Origin of the sequence: Methyloceanibacter sp. (genome assembly GCF_035650995.1) — a bacterium.
Classification (GTDB): domain Bacteria; phylum Pseudomonadota; class Alphaproteobacteria; order Rhizobiales; family Methyloligellaceae; genus Methyloceanibacter.
Genome location: NZ_DASRGO010000113.1, coordinates 1 through 17,255 on the forward strand (window position 1 = coordinate 1; position 17,255 = coordinate 17,255).

22 protein-coding genes and 1 other RNA gene are annotated in these 17,255 nt (G+C 64.2%); 8 read left to right on the plus strand and 15 right to left on the minus strand.

The window, feature by feature from the left end:
• Positions 1-253, minus strand: a 253-nt coding sequence (locus VFB18_RS08540; protein WP_324973588.1) for a DUF1622 domain-containing protein, incomplete at its 3' end; no start/stop codon positions are given.
• 517 nt (positions 254-770) lie between these two features.
• On the opposite strand from VFB18_RS08540, the gene VFB18_RS08545 reads away from it, so the two are divergent.
• Positions 771-959, plus strand: coding sequence for a hypothetical protein (locus VFB18_RS08545; protein ID WP_324973591.1), 189 nt, complete (start codon positions 771-773; stop codon positions 957-959).
• Between the two features lie 24 nt (positions 960-983).
• On the opposite strand, the gene VFB18_RS08550 is transcribed toward VFB18_RS08545, so the two are convergent.
• The 6 genes from VFB18_RS08550 to VFB18_RS08575 all read right to left on the minus strand — a co-directional run bounded on the left by VFB18_RS08550 (position 984) and on the right by VFB18_RS08575 (position 5,742).
• A complete protein-coding gene (locus VFB18_RS08550) occupies positions 984-1,358 on the minus strand; it encodes an ester cyclase (protein ID WP_324973593.1) in 375 nt (124 codons plus the stop codon).
• Positions 1,359-1,366: 8 nt separating this feature from the next.
• Positions 1,367-1,756, minus strand: coding sequence for a tautomerase family protein (locus tag VFB18_RS08555; protein ID WP_324973596.1), 390 nt, complete (start codon positions 1,754-1,756; stop codon positions 1,367-1,369).
• Between the two features lie 76 nt (positions 1,757-1,832).
• Positions 1,833-3,497, minus strand: coding sequence for an acyl-CoA synthetase (locus VFB18_RS08560; RefSeq protein ID WP_324973599.1), 1,665 nt, complete (start codon positions 3,495-3,497; stop codon positions 1,833-1,835).
• 79 nt (positions 3,498-3,576) lie between these two features.
• On the minus strand, positions 3,577-3,732 hold the full coding sequence (locus VFB18_RS08565; RefSeq protein ID WP_324973602.1) for a hypothetical protein: 156 nt from the start codon (positions 3,730-3,732) through the stop codon (positions 3,577-3,579).
• A 92-nt stretch (positions 3,733-3,824) separates the two neighbouring features.
• Positions 3,825-4,595 (minus strand): DUF1013 domain-containing protein, encoded by a 771-nt coding sequence (locus VFB18_RS08570; protein WP_324973605.1) that lies wholly within the window; start codon positions 4,593-4,595, stop codon positions 3,825-3,827.
• A 151-nt stretch (positions 4,596-4,746) separates the two neighbouring features.
• Complete coding sequence (locus VFB18_RS08575) at positions 4,747-5,742, minus strand: NAD(P)H-quinone oxidoreductase (protein ID WP_324973608.1); 996 nt, start codon at positions 5,740-5,742, stop codon at positions 4,747-4,749.
• A 152-nt stretch (positions 5,743-5,894) separates the two neighbouring features.
• Here VFB18_RS08575 and VFB18_RS08580 point away from each other — a divergent pair, with 152 nt between their 5' ends.
• Both VFB18_RS08580 and VFB18_RS08585 read left to right on the plus strand, forming a co-directional pair.
• Positions 5,895-6,089, plus strand: coding sequence for a DUF1192 domain-containing protein (locus tag VFB18_RS08580; protein WP_324973611.1), 195 nt, complete (start codon positions 5,895-5,897; stop codon positions 6,087-6,089).
• 274 nt (positions 6,090-6,363) lie between these two features.
• Positions 6,364-6,900, plus strand: a complete 537-nt coding sequence (locus tag VFB18_RS08585) for a DUF1465 family protein (protein ID WP_324973614.1) — start codon at positions 6,364-6,366, stop codon at positions 6,898-6,900.
• A gap of 74 nt (positions 6,901-6,974) precedes the next feature.
• Here the strand turns inward: VFB18_RS08585 and rpmE are convergent, their stop codons facing one another.
• Positions 6,975-7,196, minus strand: a complete 222-nt coding sequence (gene rpmE, locus VFB18_RS08590; protein WP_324973617.1) for a 50S ribosomal protein L31 — start codon at positions 7,194-7,196, stop codon at positions 6,975-6,977.
• A 158-nt stretch (positions 7,197-7,354) separates the two neighbouring features.
• Here rpmE and VFB18_RS08595 point away from each other — a divergent pair, with 158 nt between their 5' ends.
• On the plus strand, positions 7,355-9,178 hold the full coding sequence (locus tag VFB18_RS08595) for an ABC transporter transmembrane domain-containing protein (RefSeq protein WP_414675674.1): 1,824 nt from the start codon (positions 7,355-7,357) through the stop codon (positions 9,176-9,178).
• Positions 9,179-9,265: 87 nt separating this feature from the next.
• Here VFB18_RS08595 and VFB18_RS08600 read toward each other — a convergent pair whose 3' ends face one another.
• The 6 genes from VFB18_RS08600 to VFB18_RS08625 form a co-directional block, all read right to left on the minus strand.
• A complete protein-coding gene (locus VFB18_RS08600) occupies positions 9,266-10,294 on the minus strand; it encodes a peptidoglycan -binding protein (protein WP_324973622.1) in 1,029 nt (342 codons plus the stop codon).
• Positions 10,295-11,329, minus strand: coding sequence for a flagellar motor protein MotA (locus VFB18_RS08605; RefSeq protein ID WP_324973624.1), 1,035 nt, complete (start codon positions 11,327-11,329; stop codon positions 10,295-10,297).
• A 156-nt stretch (positions 11,330-11,485) separates the two neighbouring features.
• The gene (locus VFB18_RS08610) at positions 11,486-12,292 is read right to left on the minus strand and encodes an inositol monophosphatase family protein (RefSeq protein ID WP_324973628.1); all 807 of its coding nucleotides are present in this window, start codon (positions 12,290-12,292) and stop codon (positions 11,486-11,488) included.
• 155 nt (positions 12,293-12,447) lie between these two features.
• On the minus strand, positions 12,448-13,011 hold the full coding sequence (efp, locus tag VFB18_RS08615; RefSeq protein WP_324973631.1) for an elongation factor P: 564 nt from the start codon (positions 13,009-13,011) through the stop codon (positions 12,448-12,450).
• A gap of 101 nt (positions 13,012-13,112) precedes the next feature.
• The gene (locus VFB18_RS08620) at positions 13,113-14,138 is read right to left on the minus strand and encodes a tetratricopeptide repeat protein (RefSeq protein WP_324973634.1); all 1,026 of its coding nucleotides are present in this window, start codon (positions 14,136-14,138) and stop codon (positions 13,113-13,115) included.
• A complete protein-coding gene (locus VFB18_RS08625; RefSeq protein ID WP_324973638.1) occupies positions 14,135-14,770 on the minus strand; it encodes a thiamine phosphate synthase in 636 nt (211 codons plus the stop codon). Before VFB18_RS08625 ends, VFB18_RS08620 begins: the two co-directional genes overlap by 4 nt.
• A 219-nt stretch (positions 14,771-14,989) precedes the next feature.
• Here VFB18_RS08625 and VFB18_RS08630 point away from each other — a divergent pair, with 219 nt between their 5' ends.
• From VFB18_RS08630 to ssrS, 3 genes are all read left to right on the plus strand, one after another.
• Positions 14,990-15,280 carry a DUF4164 family protein gene (locus VFB18_RS08630; RefSeq protein WP_324973642.1) on the plus strand — a complete coding sequence of 97 codons (291 nt, stop codon included), beginning with the start codon at positions 14,990-14,992 and terminating at the stop codon, positions 15,278-15,280.
• A 23-nt stretch (positions 15,281-15,303) separates the two neighbouring features.
• Positions 15,304-15,696: a cell division protein ZapA gene (locus VFB18_RS08635; RefSeq protein ID WP_324973645.1), complete on the plus strand. Its 393-nt coding sequence runs from the start codon at positions 15,304-15,306 to the stop codon at positions 15,694-15,696.
• A 36-nt stretch (positions 15,697-15,732) separates the two neighbouring features.
• Positions 15,733-15,890: non-coding RNA, 6S RNA (ssrS, locus tag VFB18_RS08640), on the plus strand.
• A gap of 27 nt (positions 15,891-15,917) precedes the next feature.
• Here the strand turns inward: ssrS and VFB18_RS08645 are convergent.
• A complete protein-coding gene (locus tag VFB18_RS08645; protein WP_324973648.1) occupies positions 15,918-16,559 on the minus strand; it encodes a hypothetical protein in 642 nt (213 codons plus the stop codon).
• Between the two features lie 151 nt (positions 16,560-16,710).
• On the opposite strand from VFB18_RS08645, the gene VFB18_RS08650 reads away from it, so the two are divergent.
• Positions 16,711-17,255: TIGR00282 family metallophosphoesterase (locus VFB18_RS08650; RefSeq protein WP_324973650.1), on the plus strand; the 545-nt coding region annotated here is incomplete at its 3' end.

The following is a 17,255-nucleotide window of genomic DNA, read 5'->3' on the forward strand; positions in this document are numbered from 1 at the left end:
TCGGCGCCACGGCAGTGCGCACGAGATCGGCGGCGAGCGCGAATTCGAGGGCAAGCAGGATCCATGTCGCGAACCTGATCCAGATCTCCCGGCCCATCATCTCATCGGCGGTGCGGCGCAGAATCGACCCCGCCACGGCGAAGAGAGCCTGGACGGCGCCGAAGGCGACCACCAGCACGGCGCCCGCCTCGATGAGGAGCGCGATATAGTTCGCGATCTCGCTGAATTGCGATTCGAGCGATCCCGGCGTCATGCGCGTAATGCCCCCGCGTCAAGATTGGCGCGAAGGATGGCTTCGGCGCAAGCCGAGAAATCAGGATACCCGGAGGTTGCCCTGCTCTTGGCGCGCACTCGCCGCACGGTTCCGGTAACGCTTGAGTGATCGGCGGAACAAAGACTTAGCCCCGTCCGTTCCGCTACTCTTCGCTGACGTTAAGAGCCGGTGCCGAGGCCATGACGTTGGGTCATCAGATGGATGGAGAGTGAAATGCGCTTGATGCACCGTCTCGCCGTCTCAGCGGCGGCTTCTCTCGGAATTATTGCGGGTGCTTTGCCTGCAGCAGCCCTCACGCCAGGAGCCGTTGCGCCCCTGGCGAAGAGCGTGCCGGGCGTGGCGCTCAAAGCCGACTGGTATTGCGGCCCTGGCTACCACCTCAATCGGTGGGGCCGGTGCGTTCCCAACCACTACTATGGTTATAGCTGGGGCTGGTACGGCTTCCCGTACTACCGCTACCATCACCATCACCATCACGGCGGCCACTACCGCTTTTATGGGGATTTCGATCATCACGGCCGCCATGGGCATGGTCATGGACGCGGGCATGGTCATGGTCACGGTGGACACGGTCATGGACATGGACATGGGCATGGGGGCCACGGGCATGGCCACGGTGGTCATGGTCATGGCGGGCACGGCCACGGGCATGGCGGGCACGGCCACGGTCATCACCATTAGATGAGTGGCATGCATAGACCCGCTTCGCTTAAGCGGCGCGGTAGTCGAACGGGAAGTCGGCGAGCAGCCAGAATTCGGCGATCCTGCTGCGGGCGAGGTGGTAGAAGTAAATGACTTCCGTGCTGATCGGCTGACCCGTCGCATTGACCGTCGCCGTGAAGCGGAAGCGAATGGCGAACTTGTCGGGCGCCGCGATGATGTCCTCGATGTGATAGTTCGAGCCGGAAAAGCGACCATGGTCGCTCGAAAGCCGGGCGATCACGTCGTCGTAGGTCAGAAGCTGCTCGCGATGATGGCCGACCACGTCGCGGTTGTAGAAGCGCGGCACCTGATCGTCGGCGAAGGGAATCCACACCTCGCGCATCAGCCGCAGGGCAAAATCGCGGGTCGCTTCGGCATCCATGCGAGACCTCACAATTCGCCGGTGAGGAATTGGGCCTTGCCGTGGCCGAACGACCAGTCCTCGTCATTGTTCTCGACGAAGGTGACCATCACGTCCGAGGGCGCGATGCCGCACGATTTCTCGAGCTCCTCGCAGAGCAGGCGATAGAAGGCTTCCTTCTGCTTCTTCTTGCGCTTGCGGCTGATCACCTCGAGCACGACCACCTTGTCGCTGCGGGCGATGCCGAGCCCGGTGTCCTCGACGATCATGCGCGAAGGTCGATGCTCGGTCACGATCTGATAGCGGTCACGTTCGGGCACGGCGAAGGCGGCAAGCACGGCGCGGTGCGCCGCGTCGAGCAGAGTTTTGAGCTCGGATGAGGTGCGGCCTTCAATGAGATCGAACCTGAGTAGCGGCATGACACTCTCCAGCTCAGCGTTGGGGTGTGCAAGATGGGCGGATTTGGTGACGAAGGCGTGTCGGATTTCGCACCGCTCACTTGATGCTCGCGCGACCGCGTTGCGATGGGGGCGCAGCTTCCGCCTTCGCCAGCTCGCGCAGCTTGAATTTCTGAATCTTGCCGGTCGAGGTCTTTGGCAATTCGATGAATACGACGTGGCGCGGGCATTTGTAGCGGGCGAGATTCTCTTTGCACCAGGCGATGATCTCGGCCTCGGTCGCATTGGCATCGGGCCTGAGCTCGACGAAGGCGCACGGGGTCTCGCCCCATTTCTCGTCTGGCATGGCGACCACCGCGGCGGCGGCGACGGCGGGGTGCTTGTAGAGTACGTCCTCGACCTCGATCGATGAAATGTTCTCGCCGCCCGAGATGATGATGTCCTTGGAGCGGTCTTTCAGCTGGATATAGCCATCCTCGTGCAGAACGCCGAGGTCGCCCGAGTGGAACCAGCCGCCGGCGAAGGCCTCGGCGGTCGCCTTCTCGTTCTTGAGATAGCCCTTCATCACGACATTGCCGCGGAACATGACCTCGCCGAGCGTCTCGCCGTCGGCCGGCACCGTGGTCATGGTCTCGGGGTCCATCACGGTGAGGTCCTCGAGCGCGTGGTAACGCACGCCCTGGCGGATGCGCTTGCCGAGCCGTTCCTCTTGCGGGAGGTCGTCCCAGGCCGCGTGCCATTCGTTCACGGTGGCGGGTCCGTAGGTCTCGGTCAGCCCATAGAGATGGGTGAGCTCGAAGCCAGCCTTATCCATCTTGGCGAGAACGGCAGCGGGGGGCGGCGCTGCGGCGTGGTTGAAAGCGACACGGTGGTCGAAGTCGCGCCTCTCCTCAGGCGTGGCGTTGAGCAGGGCTGCCATGACGAAGGGCGCGCCCGAGAGATGACTCACCTTGTAGTCGGCGATCGCATCGTACATCGGCTTGGCGCGCACCGCGCGCAGGCAGACATGGGTGCCGGACAGGAGCGAGATGGTCCACGGGAAGCACCAGCCATTGCAGTGGAACATCGGCAGCGTCCACAGATAAACCGGATGCTGGCCCATGCCGGTCGCGAGAACGTTCGAGTAGCACATCAGCGCCGCGCCGCGGTGGTGATAAACCACGCCCTTGGGATTGCCGGTCGTGCCGCTCGTGTAGTTGAGGGAGATCGCATTCCATTCGTCGCGCGGCATCGACCAGCGGTAGTCGGGGTCGCCGTCGGCGATGAAATCCTCATAGTCGAGATTGCCGAGCCGTTCGCCGTCGAGACCGCATTCGGGGTCGCGATAGTCGATCAGAAGCGGCTTCACTTTGGCCTGCTTCAACGCCTGCTTGAGAACGGGAGCGAACTCGGTATCGCCGATCAGCACCTTGGTCTCGGCATGATCGAGCATGAAGGCGATGGCCGAGGCATCGAGGCGGGTGTTGATCGAGTGGAGCACGGCGCCGGTCATGGGCACGCCGTAATGGGCTTCGAGCATCGAGGGGGTGTTGGCGAGCATGACCGAGACGGTGTCGCCGAAGCCTAAGCCCCGCGCGGCGAGCGCCGCGGCGAGTTTGCGGGTGCGGGCGTAGAATTCGGCGTAGGTGGCGCGCGCCTTGCCGTAGATGACGGCGGTATGGTGCGGATGGACTGCGGCTGCGCGCTCGAGAAAGACGAGCGGCGTCAATGGCTGGTAATTGGCCGGGTTCTTGTCGAGGCCCGTCTCGTACGGATTGGCCATCCCCTTTAGCCTTGGGCGCGTTTCCTTGTCGCACCCTAGCGAAGGCGGGAGGCCAAGATCAATCGCCGAGTTCCGTGTGCTAGTGCGATAAGGCCAAATGCGGACGCCCGGCTGCCGTGTCGCGTTCCTTGCGTTGCGGCTCGGCGCAGGTGTGATTGTAATAGGCAAGCACGCCGGCGAAGCCGACGAACGCGAACAGGATAAGCGCCAGATATGCGATGTCGATCGTGCTCACGATGCACCTCGTCCGATGGAGATGCACCATTCGGCCAAAAGATTGGACCGCCGTCGTTGATATGGCTCAAGCTTGCTGCTGATCTTGGTCAGTTAGGAAGCGTCGGTGCGCTTCAGGTCCTTGAGCTTGGCGAAGACCGAATCGATGTCGGGCGTCTCCTCCTCCTCCTCTGGCGCGTTCATGGCGGCGCGCGCCTCCTGGGCGAGGGCGGAGGCAAGTTGCGGCTCGCGCTCGGCCTCGGGTGAGGAGGCGGAAGCGGCGAGGGCTTCCTCGGCGGGAAGCAGAGTGCCCGCCTTCGGCGGCTCGGTAAGGCCAGCCTCTTTCCGCTCGCGCTCGATCCTGGCTGCGGCCTTCTTCACCTCGGCGTCCAGGTCGATCTGCGAGCAGAGCCCGAGCGTCACCGGGTCCTGGGCCTGAAGATTGGGCGAGTTCCAATGGCTGCGCTCGCGGATGGCGATGATCGTGGGCTTGGTGGTGCCGACGAGCCGCATGATCTGCGAATCCTTGAGCTCGGGATGGTTCTTGAGCAGCCACAGGATGGCGTTCGGCCGGTCCTGGCGCCGCGATACCGGCGTGTAGCGCGGCCCGCGCTTGGTCTTGACCTCTGGGACCTCGACCTTGGGCTCCGACAGCTTCAGCCGGTGCGAAGGCTCGCGTTCGGCGAGTGCGATCTCCTCGCGCGAGAGCTGGCCCGACGAGATTGGGTCCATGCCCTTGATGCCGTGGGCCACGTCGCCGTCGGCGATGCCCTTCACTTCGAGCACGTGCAGGCCGCAGAACTCGGCGATCTGTTCGAAGGTCAGAGAGGTGTTATCGACCAGCCAGACGGCGGTCGCCTTGGGCATCAGGGGGGTCCGGTCCATCGTGTTTCGACCTCAAGAGAATAGCGGCGGCCTCCCGCCCCCTCCGGCGAAAGAGCCAAATCCGACAAAATGAAGGGGAATAACAACTATATAGGGGCTGCCGCTTCGCTAGGCAACGCTGATCTCCGGCCAGCCTCGAAATTTTGGGCGGCTAGCGCGCCACCAGCACGATCTTGCCGACATGATCAGGATCGTCGATGCGCGCGTGCGCGGCCGAGGCGTCCTTCAGCGCGAAGGTCGAGTCGATCACCGGCTTCACCTTGCCGCCCTCGACGAGCGGCCAGATGCGTTCCTCGATCGCGCGCGCCATGCGCGCCTTGGCCTCCGCGCTCTGCGCGCGGAGCGTCGAGCCGGTGAGGGTGAGCCTCCGCATCATGAGCCGCATCAGGTCGATCTCGACCTTCGAGCCCTTGAGAAAGGCAATCTGCACGATCGAGCCTTCGTCGGCCGCGGCACGCAGGTCGCGTTCGATATAGTCGCCGCCGACCATGTCGAGGATGACATTCGCGCCTTTGCCCGCCGTCGTCTCGCGCACCGCCTCGACGAAGTCCTCCTCGCGGTAGTTGACGGCGCGAACGGCGCCGAGCGCCTCGCATGCGCGCGCCTTCCCAGCGCTGCCGACGGTGACGATGACCTTGGCGCCGAGGGCGGTCGCCATTTGAATCGCGGTCGTGCCGATGCCGCTCGCCCCGCCATGGACGAGAAGCCATTGGCCGGGCTTGAGGCCGCCGCGCTCGAACACGTTGTGCCATACGGTAAAGACGGTCTCGGGCAACGCCGCCGCCTCGGTCAGCGACAGGCCTTGCGGAACCGGCAGTGTCGCGCTCTCCGGCGCCACCGCGTATTCGGCATAGCCGCCGCCGTTGACGAGGGCGCAGACGAGGTCGCCCGGCTTGTAGCGCACGATACCTTCGCCAAGCGCTGCGACCTTGCCTGCGACCTCGAGCCCGAGCAGGTCCGAGGCGCCCTTGGGCGGCGGGTAGAGGCCCTGGCGTTGGAGCACGTCAGGACGGTTGATGCCGGCCGCCTCGACCGCAATCAACACCTCGCCGGGCCCCGGGCTCGGCACCGGCCGGGTTCCCGGCGCGAGCACCTCGGGGCCGCCGGCGCCCTTCGCTTCAATGACCGTCATGGTCGTTGGCAGCATCAATGTCCCCTCACAGCAGTCGCCGTCATTCCGCCGCAAGCCGGAATCCAGGCCGGGAAAACACAATCTGGATACCGGCTTTCGCCGGTATGACGCCCGGATACAAGACGATGCCGTTAGAGCGCAATGACGCATGATGATAAGATGCGTGCATGGACACAGACGATCTCGCCCCGCCGCCGAAGAAACCGAAGTCCCACGAGCTCGGTCAGGATGTGAGCAAGCTCTCGGTCGGAGAGCTGAAGGCGCTGATCGATGACCTGAAGAGTGAGATCGCGCGTGTCGAGGCGGCTCTTGCCGCCAAACAGTCTTCGCTGAGCGCGGCCGAGTCCGTCTTCAAGCGCTGAAAAAGAAGCGCTCACCAATCCTTTAGGTAAATCCCGCCTTAGCGTTAACTCGGCATTAGGACTTTCGGGCTAGGCTCCTCGTTATCCAGTCCTCTGGATCTGAGTGGCCTGTCCACTCTGTTTGACGCCTCCCTGTTAACTTCCTGAGCCGCCGTTTGGCGGCTCTTTTTTTGGCCTGATTTGAGGATTTTAACCTTTGTGTTTGGAAGGCGACGACGAGCCTTCCGCATGGCATAGTATGCCGCCGGGCACGTGCGTAGACGGGAGTGGCTCGATGGCGGGGAAGACCAGGGGTGGGGACCGTGACGAAAACGTTACGGTCTCCTTCGGAGCGCGATTCGCGAGATCCGAGCAGTTCAAGACCGTGTTCCGCGAGGGCATGGCCTTGGTCGAGGCCGCGGCGACCTATCTCGACGGCGAAGGACGAAGAGAGGCGCGCAAGCTCCGGCCGCCGCATTCGCTCGCCTATGCCACCGAGAGTATGCGGCTCACCACCAGGCTGATGCAGCTTGCCTCCTGGCTGCTCATCCGGCGCGCGGTGAGCGAAGGCGAGCTTACGCCCGAGCAGGCCATCGAGGAGCAGCGCAAGATCAAGCTTCCTCCGGCGGGCGGCGATCAGCCGAACCGCGACCTCAGCCAGCTCCCGGTACGCTTGCGCGAGCTGATCGAGCAAAGCGTCAAACTCCAGGAGCGGGTGATCAGGCTCGATCAGATGTTCGATGCCAAGGTGCTGCCGGCGGGGGAAGAGATCGACAATCCGCTCAAGTCGCAGATGTCGCGGCTCCGCGCCGCCTTCGGCCCCCAGGAATAGGGGTTGAGGGGCAGCACGCTCGGCGGTGACGAGGTTCTGGAAATGATGAAAACCTGAGCGCGCGCTGGGAGCGGCTACTTCAGGAAGCCTTCGTACTTCCGCTTGAAGCGGCTCAGACGCCCGCCACGGTCGGTCAGATGCTGGCCGCCGCCGGTCCAGGCCGGATGGGTCTTCGGGTCGATGTCGAGCTTCAACGTGTCGCCTTCCGACCCGTAGGTCGAATAGGTGGTGAATTCGGTCCCGTCGGTCATCACCACCTTGATGCGGTGGTAGTCGGGGTGAATGTCCTTTTTCATGGCGGTCGGCCTTGCAAATTCTTGGGATTTCTCGGCCCGAGCCTATAAAGCAACTTTCCGGGCCGCACAAGCTGCGCCGGAAAAGCGCGGCCTAAGCCCTTTGCGGGAGCGGCCTTCACCCCTAAAGTCCGCCGCCTAGGCTAATCGCTGGGCAATACGTGCAACGCGCAACCGCCAACGCCGACGGCACGGGCCGTCACGAGCAAGATTCCGAGAAGGACGAAGCGAGCCGCGCCTCGCTTCGCCCGCTGCTTGGGCTGAAGCCCTATCTCCTCCGGCACAAGGGCATGCTCGCCGCGGCGTTCGTCGCCCTTCTCGTCTCTGCTGCCGCCACCCTCGCCGTTCCGCTCGCCGTCAGGCGGATGATCGATCTTGGCTTCTCGGGCGGCGATCCCAACCTCATCAACAAATATTTCGCGACTCTGATCGGCGTCGGCCTCGTGCTCGCATTCGCGAGCGCGGGCCGCTTCTACTCGGTCAATTGGCTCGGCGAGCGCGTGGTGGCCGACATCAGGCGCGCCGTGTTCGCCCATCTCACGGGGCTGAGCCCCGCCTTCTACGAGGTGTCGCATTCCGGCGAGGTGATGTCGCGGCTCACCGCCGACACCACGCAGGTCAAGTCGGCGGCGAGCACGGTGATCAGCCAGGCGCTGCGCAATCTCCTGCTTCTCATCGGCGCGGTGGCGATGATGGTGGTGACGAGCCCAAAGCTTTCGCTCGCGGTGCTGATCGCCATTCCCGTCATCATCCTGCCGCTCGTCGCCTATGGGCGGGCGGTGCGGGCGCTTTCGCGGCAGGCCCAGGACACGCTCGCCCAGGCCTCGGCCTATGCGAGCGAGAGCCTTTCGCAGGTGCGCGTACTTCAGGCCTTCACCCAGGAAAAGAGCGCGGCCAAGAGATTCGGCGCGGCGGTCGAGCGCTCCTTCGCCGCCGCCAATGCGCGGGCGAAATCGCGCGCAGGCCTCACGGCGATCGCCATCTTCCTCGTCTTCGCGAGCGTGGTGGGCGTCCTGTGGTACGGCGCGCAGGATGTGCTTGCCGGCACCATGACCGGCGGCAGGCTCGGGCAGTTCGTGCTCTACGCGCTGCTTGCCGCGGCCTCGATGGGAGAGCTCAGCGAAGTGTGGGGCGAGATCAGCCAGGCGGCTGGCGCCGCGGAGCGTCTCGGCGAGCTGCTCGCGGCTCAATCCGCGATCACCTCGCCAAAGCATCCCAAGGCGCTGCCCGAGCCGCCGAAGGGTGAGATCGCCTTCACCAATGTCTCGTTCTCCTATCCCTTGCGGCCGGAAGACAAGGCGCTCGACCGGGTGAGCTTCCGTGTCGGCAAAGGCGAGCGCGTCGCGCTGGTCGGGCCCTCCGGCGCGGGCAAGACCACGATCTTCGCGCTTCTGCTCCGCTTCTACGATCCCACCTCAGGCAAGGTCGAGATCGACGGCGTGGCGGCAAACGAGGCGGATCTCGCCGCGCTGAGGCGCCGCTTTGCGCTCGTGCCACAGGAGACGGCGCTGTTCGCCGACAGCATCGCCGCCAACATCGCCTATGGCGCCGAGGGTGCGACCGAGGCCGAGATCGAAGCGGCGGCACGGGCCGCCTTCGCGCACGATTTTATCGCGGCATTGCCGCAAGGCTACGCCACCGTGCTCGGAGAGGGGGGCGTCACGCTCTCGGCGGGACAGCGGCAAAGGATCGCGATTGCCCGGGCCGTGCTGCGCAACGCGCCGATCCTTCTGCTCGACGAGGCGACGAGTGCGCTCGATGCGGAGAGCGAGACGCTGGTGCAGAAGGCGCTCGACAGGATCATGGAAGACCGCACCACTCTCGTGATCGCGCATCGTCTGGCGACGGTCGTCTCGGCCGACCGCATCCTCGTGTTCGATCGCGGGCGGCTGGTCGAAGAGGGCACGCATCAGACGCTGCTTGCTCGCGGCGGCGTCTATAAGCGGCTGGCCGATCTGCAATTTGCCCCCGACGCGGCTGAGTGATCCTCCGGGTCACAGAAGCCGGAAACCAGAAACCAGAAATCGGAAATCGAAGCTGGTTTCTGACTTCTGGATTCCGGCCCGAGGGGCCTAGCGCTCGGTCAACTTGAGCTCGATGCGGCGGTTCTTGGCGAACGCCTCCTCGCTCGTGCCGGTGTCGATCGGCTGATATTCGCCGAAGCCGGCGGCGACGAGATGCTCGGGCGCGATGCCCTGCTGCATCAGGTAGCGCACCACCGAGATGGCGCGGGCGCTCGACAGCTCCCAGTTCGAGGGGAACTCGGCGGTCGCGATCGGATGAATGTCGGTGTGGCCGTCGACCCGCATGACCCAGGCGATGTCGGGCGGGATATTTCCCTCGATCTCCTTGAGCGCCGCTGCGAGCTTGTCGAGCTGGGCGGTGGCGCCGGGTTTCAGCTCGGCCGAGCCTGAATCGAACAGGACGTCGGAGGGGAACACGAAGCGGTCGCCAACGATCTGGAAGTCGGCGCGGTCGCCGAGCGCCTCCTTCAGCTTGCCGAAGAAGTCGGAGCGGTAGCGGGCAAGCTCCTGCACCTTCTTGGCGAGCGCCACGTTCAGCCTTTGCCCGAGATCGGCGATCTTGGCTTGGCTCTCCTTGTCCTTGGCCTCGGAGGCATCGAGCGCTTCTTGCAGCGAGGTGAGCTGGAGCCTGAGCGCCGCGAGCTGCTGGTTCAGCATCTCGACCTTGGCAAGCGCGTCGTTGGTGATCTTCTTCTGATTGTCGAGCTCGGTCCCGAGCGCGCGTACCCGGTCCTCGGCCCCTTGCGCCTTGCCGCCCGCATCGCCGAGAAGGCCGGTCAGGCGCTGGTTCTCCTTGTCCTTCTCGCCGAGCGTCGCTTGAAGGGCGGCGAGTTCGTCCTCGGTCGATTCCTTCTTGGAGCGTTCGAGCGCGAGAAGCTCGGTCAGCTCGGAGAGCTGGCGGTTGAGCCGCGACAACATGGTGTCCTTGCCGCTTGCGGTCGTGGTCACGACGTAGTTGGTGACCATGAACAGCGACATGAGGAAGGTCACCACGAGAAGCAGGGTGGAAAGCATGTCGACGAAGCCGGGCCAGTAATTTGCCTGGTAGCGGCCGCGGCGTGCGCGCGCGAGAGCCATTTAGCCTTGCTCCTCGCGCGCCACCGGCATCATCGACTTGTCGGTGATCTGGCGGAGCACCGTGGCAAGCTCCTGCTGCTGCTGGGCCTGCTCGTCGGCCCACTCGCGCACCACCTTCTGCTCGGCGCGCATCTGGCGGATCAGCTTGTCGACGCCCTGAGCAAGATCCTTCACCGCGTCTCCGGTGTTGTCGTTCAGCATCTTGAGCTCGACCTTCTCGCTCAAGTCGGACAGCGAGCGCTGCATGTCCATGAGCGCGTACCTGAGCTGCGGCGGCATGGCGCCGGTGGCCGCGGCGTCCGCCGGCTGAAGCTCGGTGATGCCGGACAGCCAATCCTCGAGCTCGTTGTAGAAGCGCCCCTGCGCGTGCCCCGCCTGGAGGTCGAGGAAGCCAAGGATGAGCGAGCCGGCGAGGCCGAACATCGAGCAGGAGAAGGCGGTGCCCATGCCCTTGAGCGGGCCGGCGAGGCCTTCCTTCAACTGGTCGAACAGCATCACGTTCTCGCCGACATTGGTGTCGAGCGCGCCAATGGTGGCGCCGACCGAGCTCACGGTCTGGAGCAAGCCCCAGAAGGTGCCGAGCAGGCCGAGAAAGACGAGGAGGCCGACGAGGTAGCGCGTGGTCTCGCGCTGCTCATCGAGACGCGAGGCGACCGAGTCGAGCAGCGAGCGCATCGAGCCCGCGGCGAGCGAGAGATGCCCGGTGCGGTCGCGCAGCATGGTGGCCATGGGCGCGAGCAGGACGGGCGTGGTCTTTTCGTTGCTGCTGGCGGGATCGGAGATGCGGAAATTGTTGACCCAGTTGATCTCGGGATAGAGCCTGAGAACTTGGCGGAACGAATAGACGACGCCGACGATGAGCGTGCCGATGATCAGCGTGTTGAGGCCGGGATTGGCCATGAAGCTGTGGCGGAGCTGCTGCGTCTGGCCGTCGAGGATGATGGCGAGCAGAATCGCAAGGATGAGGAACAGCGACATGCGCCACAGGAATACCTGCGGGCGCGTGAGTTTGACCTTGTAGACTGGCGCTGCCATTTCGGGCTGTCGTTGTGAATCGGCGGCTTTCCCGCCCGTGAGCTTAACCGAATAGTTTGACAGGCAAAACGGCAACCTCAGGGCAGAGTTTCCCGAAAGCGCGCCGCCTTTTTGACGATTTGCGCCGCGAAACGGGGCTCGCCTCGGGCGCCCCACTCAAGCGGACGCGTGGCCGGCGTCCTTGAGAAGCTTGAGCAATTTCCGCTGGATGGTCTCGTTGCCGGCGACGATGCTGCCCTTGTCGAGCATCGCGTCCTTGCCGTCGGCGTCGCTCACGAAGCCGCCCGCCTCGCGCAAGATGACAATGCCGGCCGCGAGATCCCATGGGCGCAGATGGCGCTCCCAGAAGCCGTCGAGCCTGCCGGCGGCGGTCCAGGCGAGGTCGAGGGCTGCGGCTCCCATCCGCCTCACACCGGCTGACGCGGCCATGACCGCGCCGAGTTCCCTGAGAAAGAGACCATGCTCGGGGCGGCCGCTGTGTGGGATGCCGGTGCCGATCACCGATTGCGCGAGATCGCTCCGTGCCGCAACGCGCAAGCGCCGGCGGTCATTGAGATAGGCGCCCTTGCCCTTCTCGGCGGCGAAGGTCTCCTGGGTCGCCGGGTTGAAGATGAGTCCCGCGACGAGTTCACCGTCGCGCTCGAGCGCAATCGAGATGGCGAAGATCGGGATGCCGTGCAGGAAGTTGGTGGTGCCGTCGAGCGGATCGACGATCCAGCGATGGGTGCGGTCGGCGCCTTCGACCTCGCCGCGCTCCTCCATGAGGAGGCCGTAGCCGGGACGAGCGCGGGTGAGTTCCTCGTACAGGATCTCCTCGGCGCGGTGATCCGCGGCGCTGACGAAGTTCGAGGGACCTTTCAGCGAGACCTGAAGCTGCTCGACCTCGCCGAAGTCGCGCGCGAGGCTCCGTCCGGCCTTGCGGGCGGCGGCAAGCATCACGTTCATCAGCGCCGAGGCGGGCATGGTCGCGCTTTCATCTCTTCAGGCACCGTCATGCCCGGCCTTGTGCCGGGCATCCACGGCTTTCTCGCATGGAGTCAAAAAACGTGGATGGCCGGGACAAGCCCGGCCATGGACGAGGATTCAACGACCGAAATCCGGTGGTACGGAATTATCGATCACTCCGCGCGGCGAACGTAAGTGATCTCGTTGGTGTCGACCACCACGCGCTCGCCGACGCCGACAAAGGGCGGAACCATGATGCGCACGCCGTTCTCGAGCTTGGCGGGCTTGTAGGAGGAGGCCGCCGTCTGCCCCTTGACCACCGGCTCGGCCTCGACCACTTCGAGCGTGACCTGGTCGGGCAGCGCGACGCCGATCGGGCGGGCTTCGTGGCTCTCGACCGTCACCGTCATGCCGTCCTGGAGGAAGGCTGCGCGCTCGCCGAGCAGGTCCTTGGGGATCTGGATCTGGTCGTAGGTGTCGAGGTCCATGAAGGTGAGCATGTCGCCCTCGGCGAAGAGGAACTGATAGTCCTTCTGCTCGAGCCTCACGCGCTCGACGGTTTCGGAGGCGCGGAAGCGCTCGTTGAGCTTGGTACCGTCGATCACGTTCTTGAGCTCGACTTGAGCGTAGGCCGGCCCCTTGCCGGGCTTCACGGCCTGCGCCCTCACCGCGATCCACAGCGCGCCCTTATGCTCGATCACGTTGCCGGGCCTGATCTCGTTGCCGCTGATTTTCATGGAATGCCTTAACGGGAAAGGATTGGGTGGACGCCTTTAAGACGTGCGCGCAAAGGACTGTCAAGGGACCGGCCGGACCTTTTGCCGGCGGCTGATGCCCGTCATTTGCGCGCCGGTGCGATCGAGGATGCGGAGCCGGCCTGTGGTGACGAGGTGCCTTGGGGTGCCGCGAGAGTTTCAGTGACAACGCCAGGCCCGAGCCCCGCGCCGCCGCCGAGGTCGGTCGAATCCCGCCAGGCGTTGGCGAGCCGCTCGGCCTCGGCGCGCTGCTCCTTGGTGAGCTTGGCAAGCATCAAATCGAGGGTGAAGTCGCTCACGCCCACGCTCCGCGCGAGCAGATGCCACTTGGCAGCCTGGACGGGGTCCGCCTTCACCACCACGCCGTTGGCGTAGAGCCGCGCCAGGCGGTTCTGGGCCACGGCATTACCCTGCTCGGCGGAGAGGCGGAAGAGCTTGGCGGCCTTGGCCTGGTCGGCCGCCACGCCCTCGCCCTTGAACAGCATGATGCCGTATTCGACCTGCGCGTCGGGAAGGCCCGCGTCGGCGGCGCGACCGAGCCACTCGGCGGCCTTGGCCTTGTCGATCGGAACCCCGCGGCCGAACTGGTAGAAGGCGCTCAGGTCGTACTCGGCCTGCGGGTTGCCGAGCGCCGCCGATTTCTGCATCCATTCAGCGGCCTTGGCTTCGCTGCGCGGACGGCCGTTGCCGTTCAGGTAGATCAGCGCGACGTTGTACTGCGCGGAAGGATTGCCGGCCGAAGCCGCCCGCTCGAACAGGTCGGCGGCGATGCGGAGGTCCTTCTTCACGCCGCGCCCTTCGGCGACGAGCGTGCCGAGGGAGAATTGCGCGTTGGCATCGCCGAGATCGGCGGCCTTGGCGTAGTTGTCGGCGGCCTTCGAATAGTCCTGCGCGACGCCGAGGCCCTCCTCGTAAATCTCGCCCATCAGGGTGTAGGCCTCCTTCGAGCCCTGAGCCGCTTCTTGCTGGGCAAGTTTCAGCGCAGTGAGATACTTGCCCTCGGAGAAGGCGGTGTAGGACTGGCTCTCGGTCGCGCGCGCACCGGAGGGGACGAGAAACAGGAAAAAGGCAATGGCGAGCAGGCCGCGCGGCCGCGGCGTGAAGCTCACGCGGCCCTCCTGACTTCAGAGATGGCTCTTCCGATCCCGGCGATGCGGTTCACGGCGTCTTCCTCCCGCCAGATCGCCTGCGACGGCGCGACAAAATCGGCGCCGAGCGTGGCAAGCTCGCGGGCGGCATCGATGCCGTCGATATTGAAGGCGACGCACGGCACGACGAAAGTTTCGCCCCACCAAGCGATCAGCTCGGCGCAACGAGCGATGCCGTCGATATCGTCGGGCGAGGAGGGGCCAAAGCCGACATAATCGGCGCCGAGCTCGGCAAGCAGCATGGCCGCGTGACGGGAGAAAGCGCAATACGCGCCGATATTCGCCTCGCCGCCAAGGAGCGCGCGGGCCTTGCGGTAAGCCTCGGGATCGGCCGTCACAAGATGCACGCCGTCGGCACCAAGGCGTTCGGCGAGCTCCACGTCGTCTTCGATGAGGCACGCGGTGCCGGCAGCCTGCGCGAGGTTGATCAAGCGATCCGCGTAGTTCTCGTCGAGCGCGGTCCCACCGCGCCCAAGCGACACGCAAGCGATGTCGGCGCGCGCCAAAGCTTGCGCGAGCTCCGCTTCGAGTTTGGCCGCGGGCCCGCCCGGGAGCTGCAAGTAGAGCCGGCACTTAGGCTTTATGTCAGCCATGCTTCCCGGCTCTTGCCGCCTTCCGCGAGACGTTGACAATGCGTTAACAGCGCCCGTCTCAAATCACACGCCTCGTTGCACTGTCAATCACTGTTGGAACCAAGCAAGCTAATCGAAAGTTGTTGGACATTTGACGGCGTGGGACCACATTATTGCCAGACCGCTGTGCTAAACAGCGAGCATGAGGCGGCGGGCCGAGCGGGGAGGGCCAGCAGCACGATGACGGAACCTGATGCTCTGCAGCAGGCAACCGAGCGGCTTGACGCTGCTGTCGAGGAGCTCGAAGGCTTCCTGCGCCAAATCCTTTCCGAGCGCGAAAACGGCGATTCGATCGCGGTGCTGAAGGAACGATTGCGCAGCCTGACCGAGGAGCGCGACCGGCTCAAGCTCGACCTCGATGCGGAGCGCAATCGCGTGCGGCGCCTCAAGGCCGCCAACGACGAGGTCTCGGGCCGGCTCGAGGCGGTGATGGTCAGGCTCAAGGACATGATGTCGGCCGTGCCAGGATAGGCGGAGCGAGCGGGGGGGTGCGCATGGGTCAAGTCAGCGTCACGTTGAACGGTCGGACCTACAAGCTCGAATGCGGCGAGGGCGAGGAAACTCACCTCATCGAGCTCGCGGAATATCTCGGCACTCATGTCGAGGCGATGCGACGAAAGTTTGGCCAAGTGGGCGACGACCGTCTGATTCTCATGGCCTCGCTCGTGGTCACGGACGAGCTGTGGGAGCTCAGGCGCCAGATGCAGGAAATGAAGACCACTCTCGCCGAGGCGCGCCGCGACCGATCGGTTGCCGACCAATCGGCGAAGCACTTCCAGTCCGATCTCGCCGCCCGTGTCGGCTCGGCCGCCGAGCGCATCGAGATGTTGAACGACCGGCTCAGCGAGCTTGCGGCGACAAGGACAGCGCAGACACCGCGGCGCTAGTCGCAATTTCCGCCACGCTTCGCTATATTGGCATCTGGCGGGCTGCGAGGTGCGTTAGGAGCATAATTCCCAGGGCCCTATAAGATCCTATGGGAGCCGACCCTGACGGGGATCGTGGTCTCCGACAATTGGCGCCCACCTACTTATGTAGGGACACCCGGGATCTTCGCTCCGACGGCCATCGCGGCTTCGCCTCCTGCCAGGGAAAACCATGGGCGATGTTATTCGACCAACTCACAGTGATTTAGCATCAGCCCCTCGGTAATGATGTTGCCGATTTCGCCGATAACTCGAATCGCATCATCGCGCCTAAGGATCGCGAGGCGGTCGCTCCATTCCTTATCGAAGTTCAGAAGAATGACTGGACCACGCTCTCCATTTTCCTGTTTGGTTCTAAGGCTGATTGCGGCCCCAAAATCAGATGCTTGAACATCTCTGATTAGTCCAGTCAACTTCATCCATTTGCCAATGAACGGTTTGGTCATCAAGCTAGCTTGCAACGCCGTGTGGTCATTAAAGAAGCTGACTAGGTATATTGGCGTGACATTTTCACCGACGAATACCCGTTCTTGTTTTGCCTCGTTCGCCAGCGTTGGAGTTTCAGCCTTATCACCAAGCGGTTCAAGTGCAGGAACAGCCATGGGCTTTCGATCTTTCGGCGAATAGCCGAACTCTCGGAGCAAAAGTACGCCAGTGGAAAATGTGATGAGAACAGCTGGTGCGAAGCCCCACCAAGGGGAGTGTAGAAATGCAGGCGCCGTTAGGTCGGGAGACAGTTTGAATCCGGTGTCAATCGCGAGAATAACTGCACCCACGTACAAGCCAGCATAGGCGATCCATTCCCAGAAGGTCCAGCGCCGCATTCGAATCCCCTAACTTCGGCAGGCAAGAGTGATACCACGTGAGTAGTAGCAATGCGCTGCCGTCCTACCAGTCTGACTGGCGATGCTCGCAGCAATTGAAGTATTGACCTTATAGGGTCTTTCCAAGAACTCGAGAAAGCGGCCGGAACGCATGCGAGTGTTATTTCTGGGCGACCTGGTCGGCCGAACCGGCCGGACCGCGGTGATCGAGGCGCTTCCCAGCTTGCGTGAGCGCTATGCGCTCGATTTCGTGGTGGTCAACGCCGAGAACGCCGCCGGCGGCTTCGGCATTACCGAGCAGATCCTGCTCGAGTTGCTCGATGCCGGGGCCGACGTGGTGACTACCGGCAATCACGTGTTCGACCAGCGCGAGGCGCTCGTCTTTATCGAGCGCTACGACCGCCTGCTCAGGCCGATCAACTATCCGGAGGGAACGCCGGGGCGGGGCGCCGGCCTGTTCACGGCCGCCGGCGGCCAAGAGGTCCTCGTGATAAATGCCATGGGAAGGGTGTTCATGGGCGACCTCGACGACCCCTTCCGTGCGGTCGATCAGGAGCTCGAAGCCTGCGGGCTCAAGACCGGCGCCGACGCCATCGTCATCGACTTCCATGCCGAGGCGACGTCGGAGAAAGAGGCGATGGGCTTTTTCGTCGACGGCAGAGTGAGCGCGGTTATCGGCACGCATACCCACGTGCC

What these genes read in the sequence shown, in the direction of transcription:
- VFB18_RS08545 (WP_324973591.1), top strand. Translation starts at nt 771, where the DNA reads ATGGGGATTTCGATCATCACGGCCGCCATGGGCATGGTCATGGACGCG.
- VFB18_RS08550 (WP_324973593.1), bottom strand. Translation starts at nt 1,358, where the DNA reads ATGGATGCCGAAGCGACCCGCGATTTTGCCCTGCGGCTGATGCGCGAG.
- VFB18_RS08555 (WP_324973596.1), bottom strand. Translation starts at nt 1,756, where the DNA reads ATGCCGCTACTCAGGTTCGATCTCATTGAAGGCCGCACCTCATCCGAG.
- VFB18_RS08560 (WP_324973599.1), bottom strand. Translation starts at nt 3,497, where the DNA reads ATGGCCAATCCGTACGAGACGGGCCTCGACAAGAACCCGGCCAATTAC.
- VFB18_RS08570 (WP_324973605.1), bottom strand. Translation starts at nt 4,595, where the DNA reads ATGGACCGGACCCCCCTGATGCCCAAGGCGACCGCCGTCTGGCTGGTC.
- VFB18_RS08575 (WP_324973608.1), bottom strand. Translation starts at nt 5,742, where the DNA reads ATGCTGCCAACGACCATGACGGTCATTGAAGCGAAGGGCGCCGGCGGC.
- VFB18_RS08580 (WP_324973611.1), top strand. Translation starts at nt 5,895, where the DNA reads ATGGACACAGACGATCTCGCCCCGCCGCCGAAGAAACCGAAGTCCCAC.
- VFB18_RS08585 (WP_324973614.1), top strand. Translation starts at nt 6,364, where the DNA reads ATGGCGGGGAAGACCAGGGGTGGGGACCGTGACGAAAACGTTACGGTC.
- rpmE (WP_324973617.1), bottom strand. Translation starts at nt 7,196, where the DNA reads ATGAAAAAGGACATTCACCCCGACTACCACCGCATCAAGGTGGTGATG.
- VFB18_RS08600 (WP_324973622.1), bottom strand. Translation starts at nt 10,294, where the DNA reads ATGGCTCTCGCGCGCGCACGCCGCGGCCGCTACCAGGCAAATTACTGG.
- VFB18_RS08605 (WP_324973624.1), bottom strand. Translation starts at nt 11,329, where the DNA reads ATGGCAGCGCCAGTCTACAAGGTCAAACTCACGCGCCCGCAGGTATTC.
- VFB18_RS08610 (WP_324973628.1), bottom strand. Translation starts at nt 12,292, where the DNA reads ATGCCCGCCTCGGCGCTGATGAACGTGATGCTTGCCGCCGCCCGCAAG.
- efp (WP_324973631.1), bottom strand. Translation starts at nt 13,011, where the DNA reads ATGAAAATCAGCGGCAACGAGATCAGGCCCGGCAACGTGATCGAGCAT.
- VFB18_RS08625 (WP_324973638.1), bottom strand. Translation starts at nt 14,770, where the DNA reads ATGGCTGACATAAAGCCTAAGTGCCGGCTCTACTTGCAGCTCCCGGGC.
- VFB18_RS08630 (WP_324973642.1), top strand. Translation starts at nt 14,990, where the DNA reads ATGACGGAACCTGATGCTCTGCAGCAGGCAACCGAGCGGCTTGACGCT.
- VFB18_RS08635 (WP_324973645.1), top strand. Translation starts at nt 15,304, where the DNA reads ATGGGTCAAGTCAGCGTCACGTTGAACGGTCGGACCTACAAGCTCGAA.
- VFB18_RS08645 (WP_324973648.1), bottom strand. Translation starts at nt 16,559, where the DNA reads ATGCGGCGCTGGACCTTCTGGGAATGGATCGCCTATGCTGGCTTGTAC.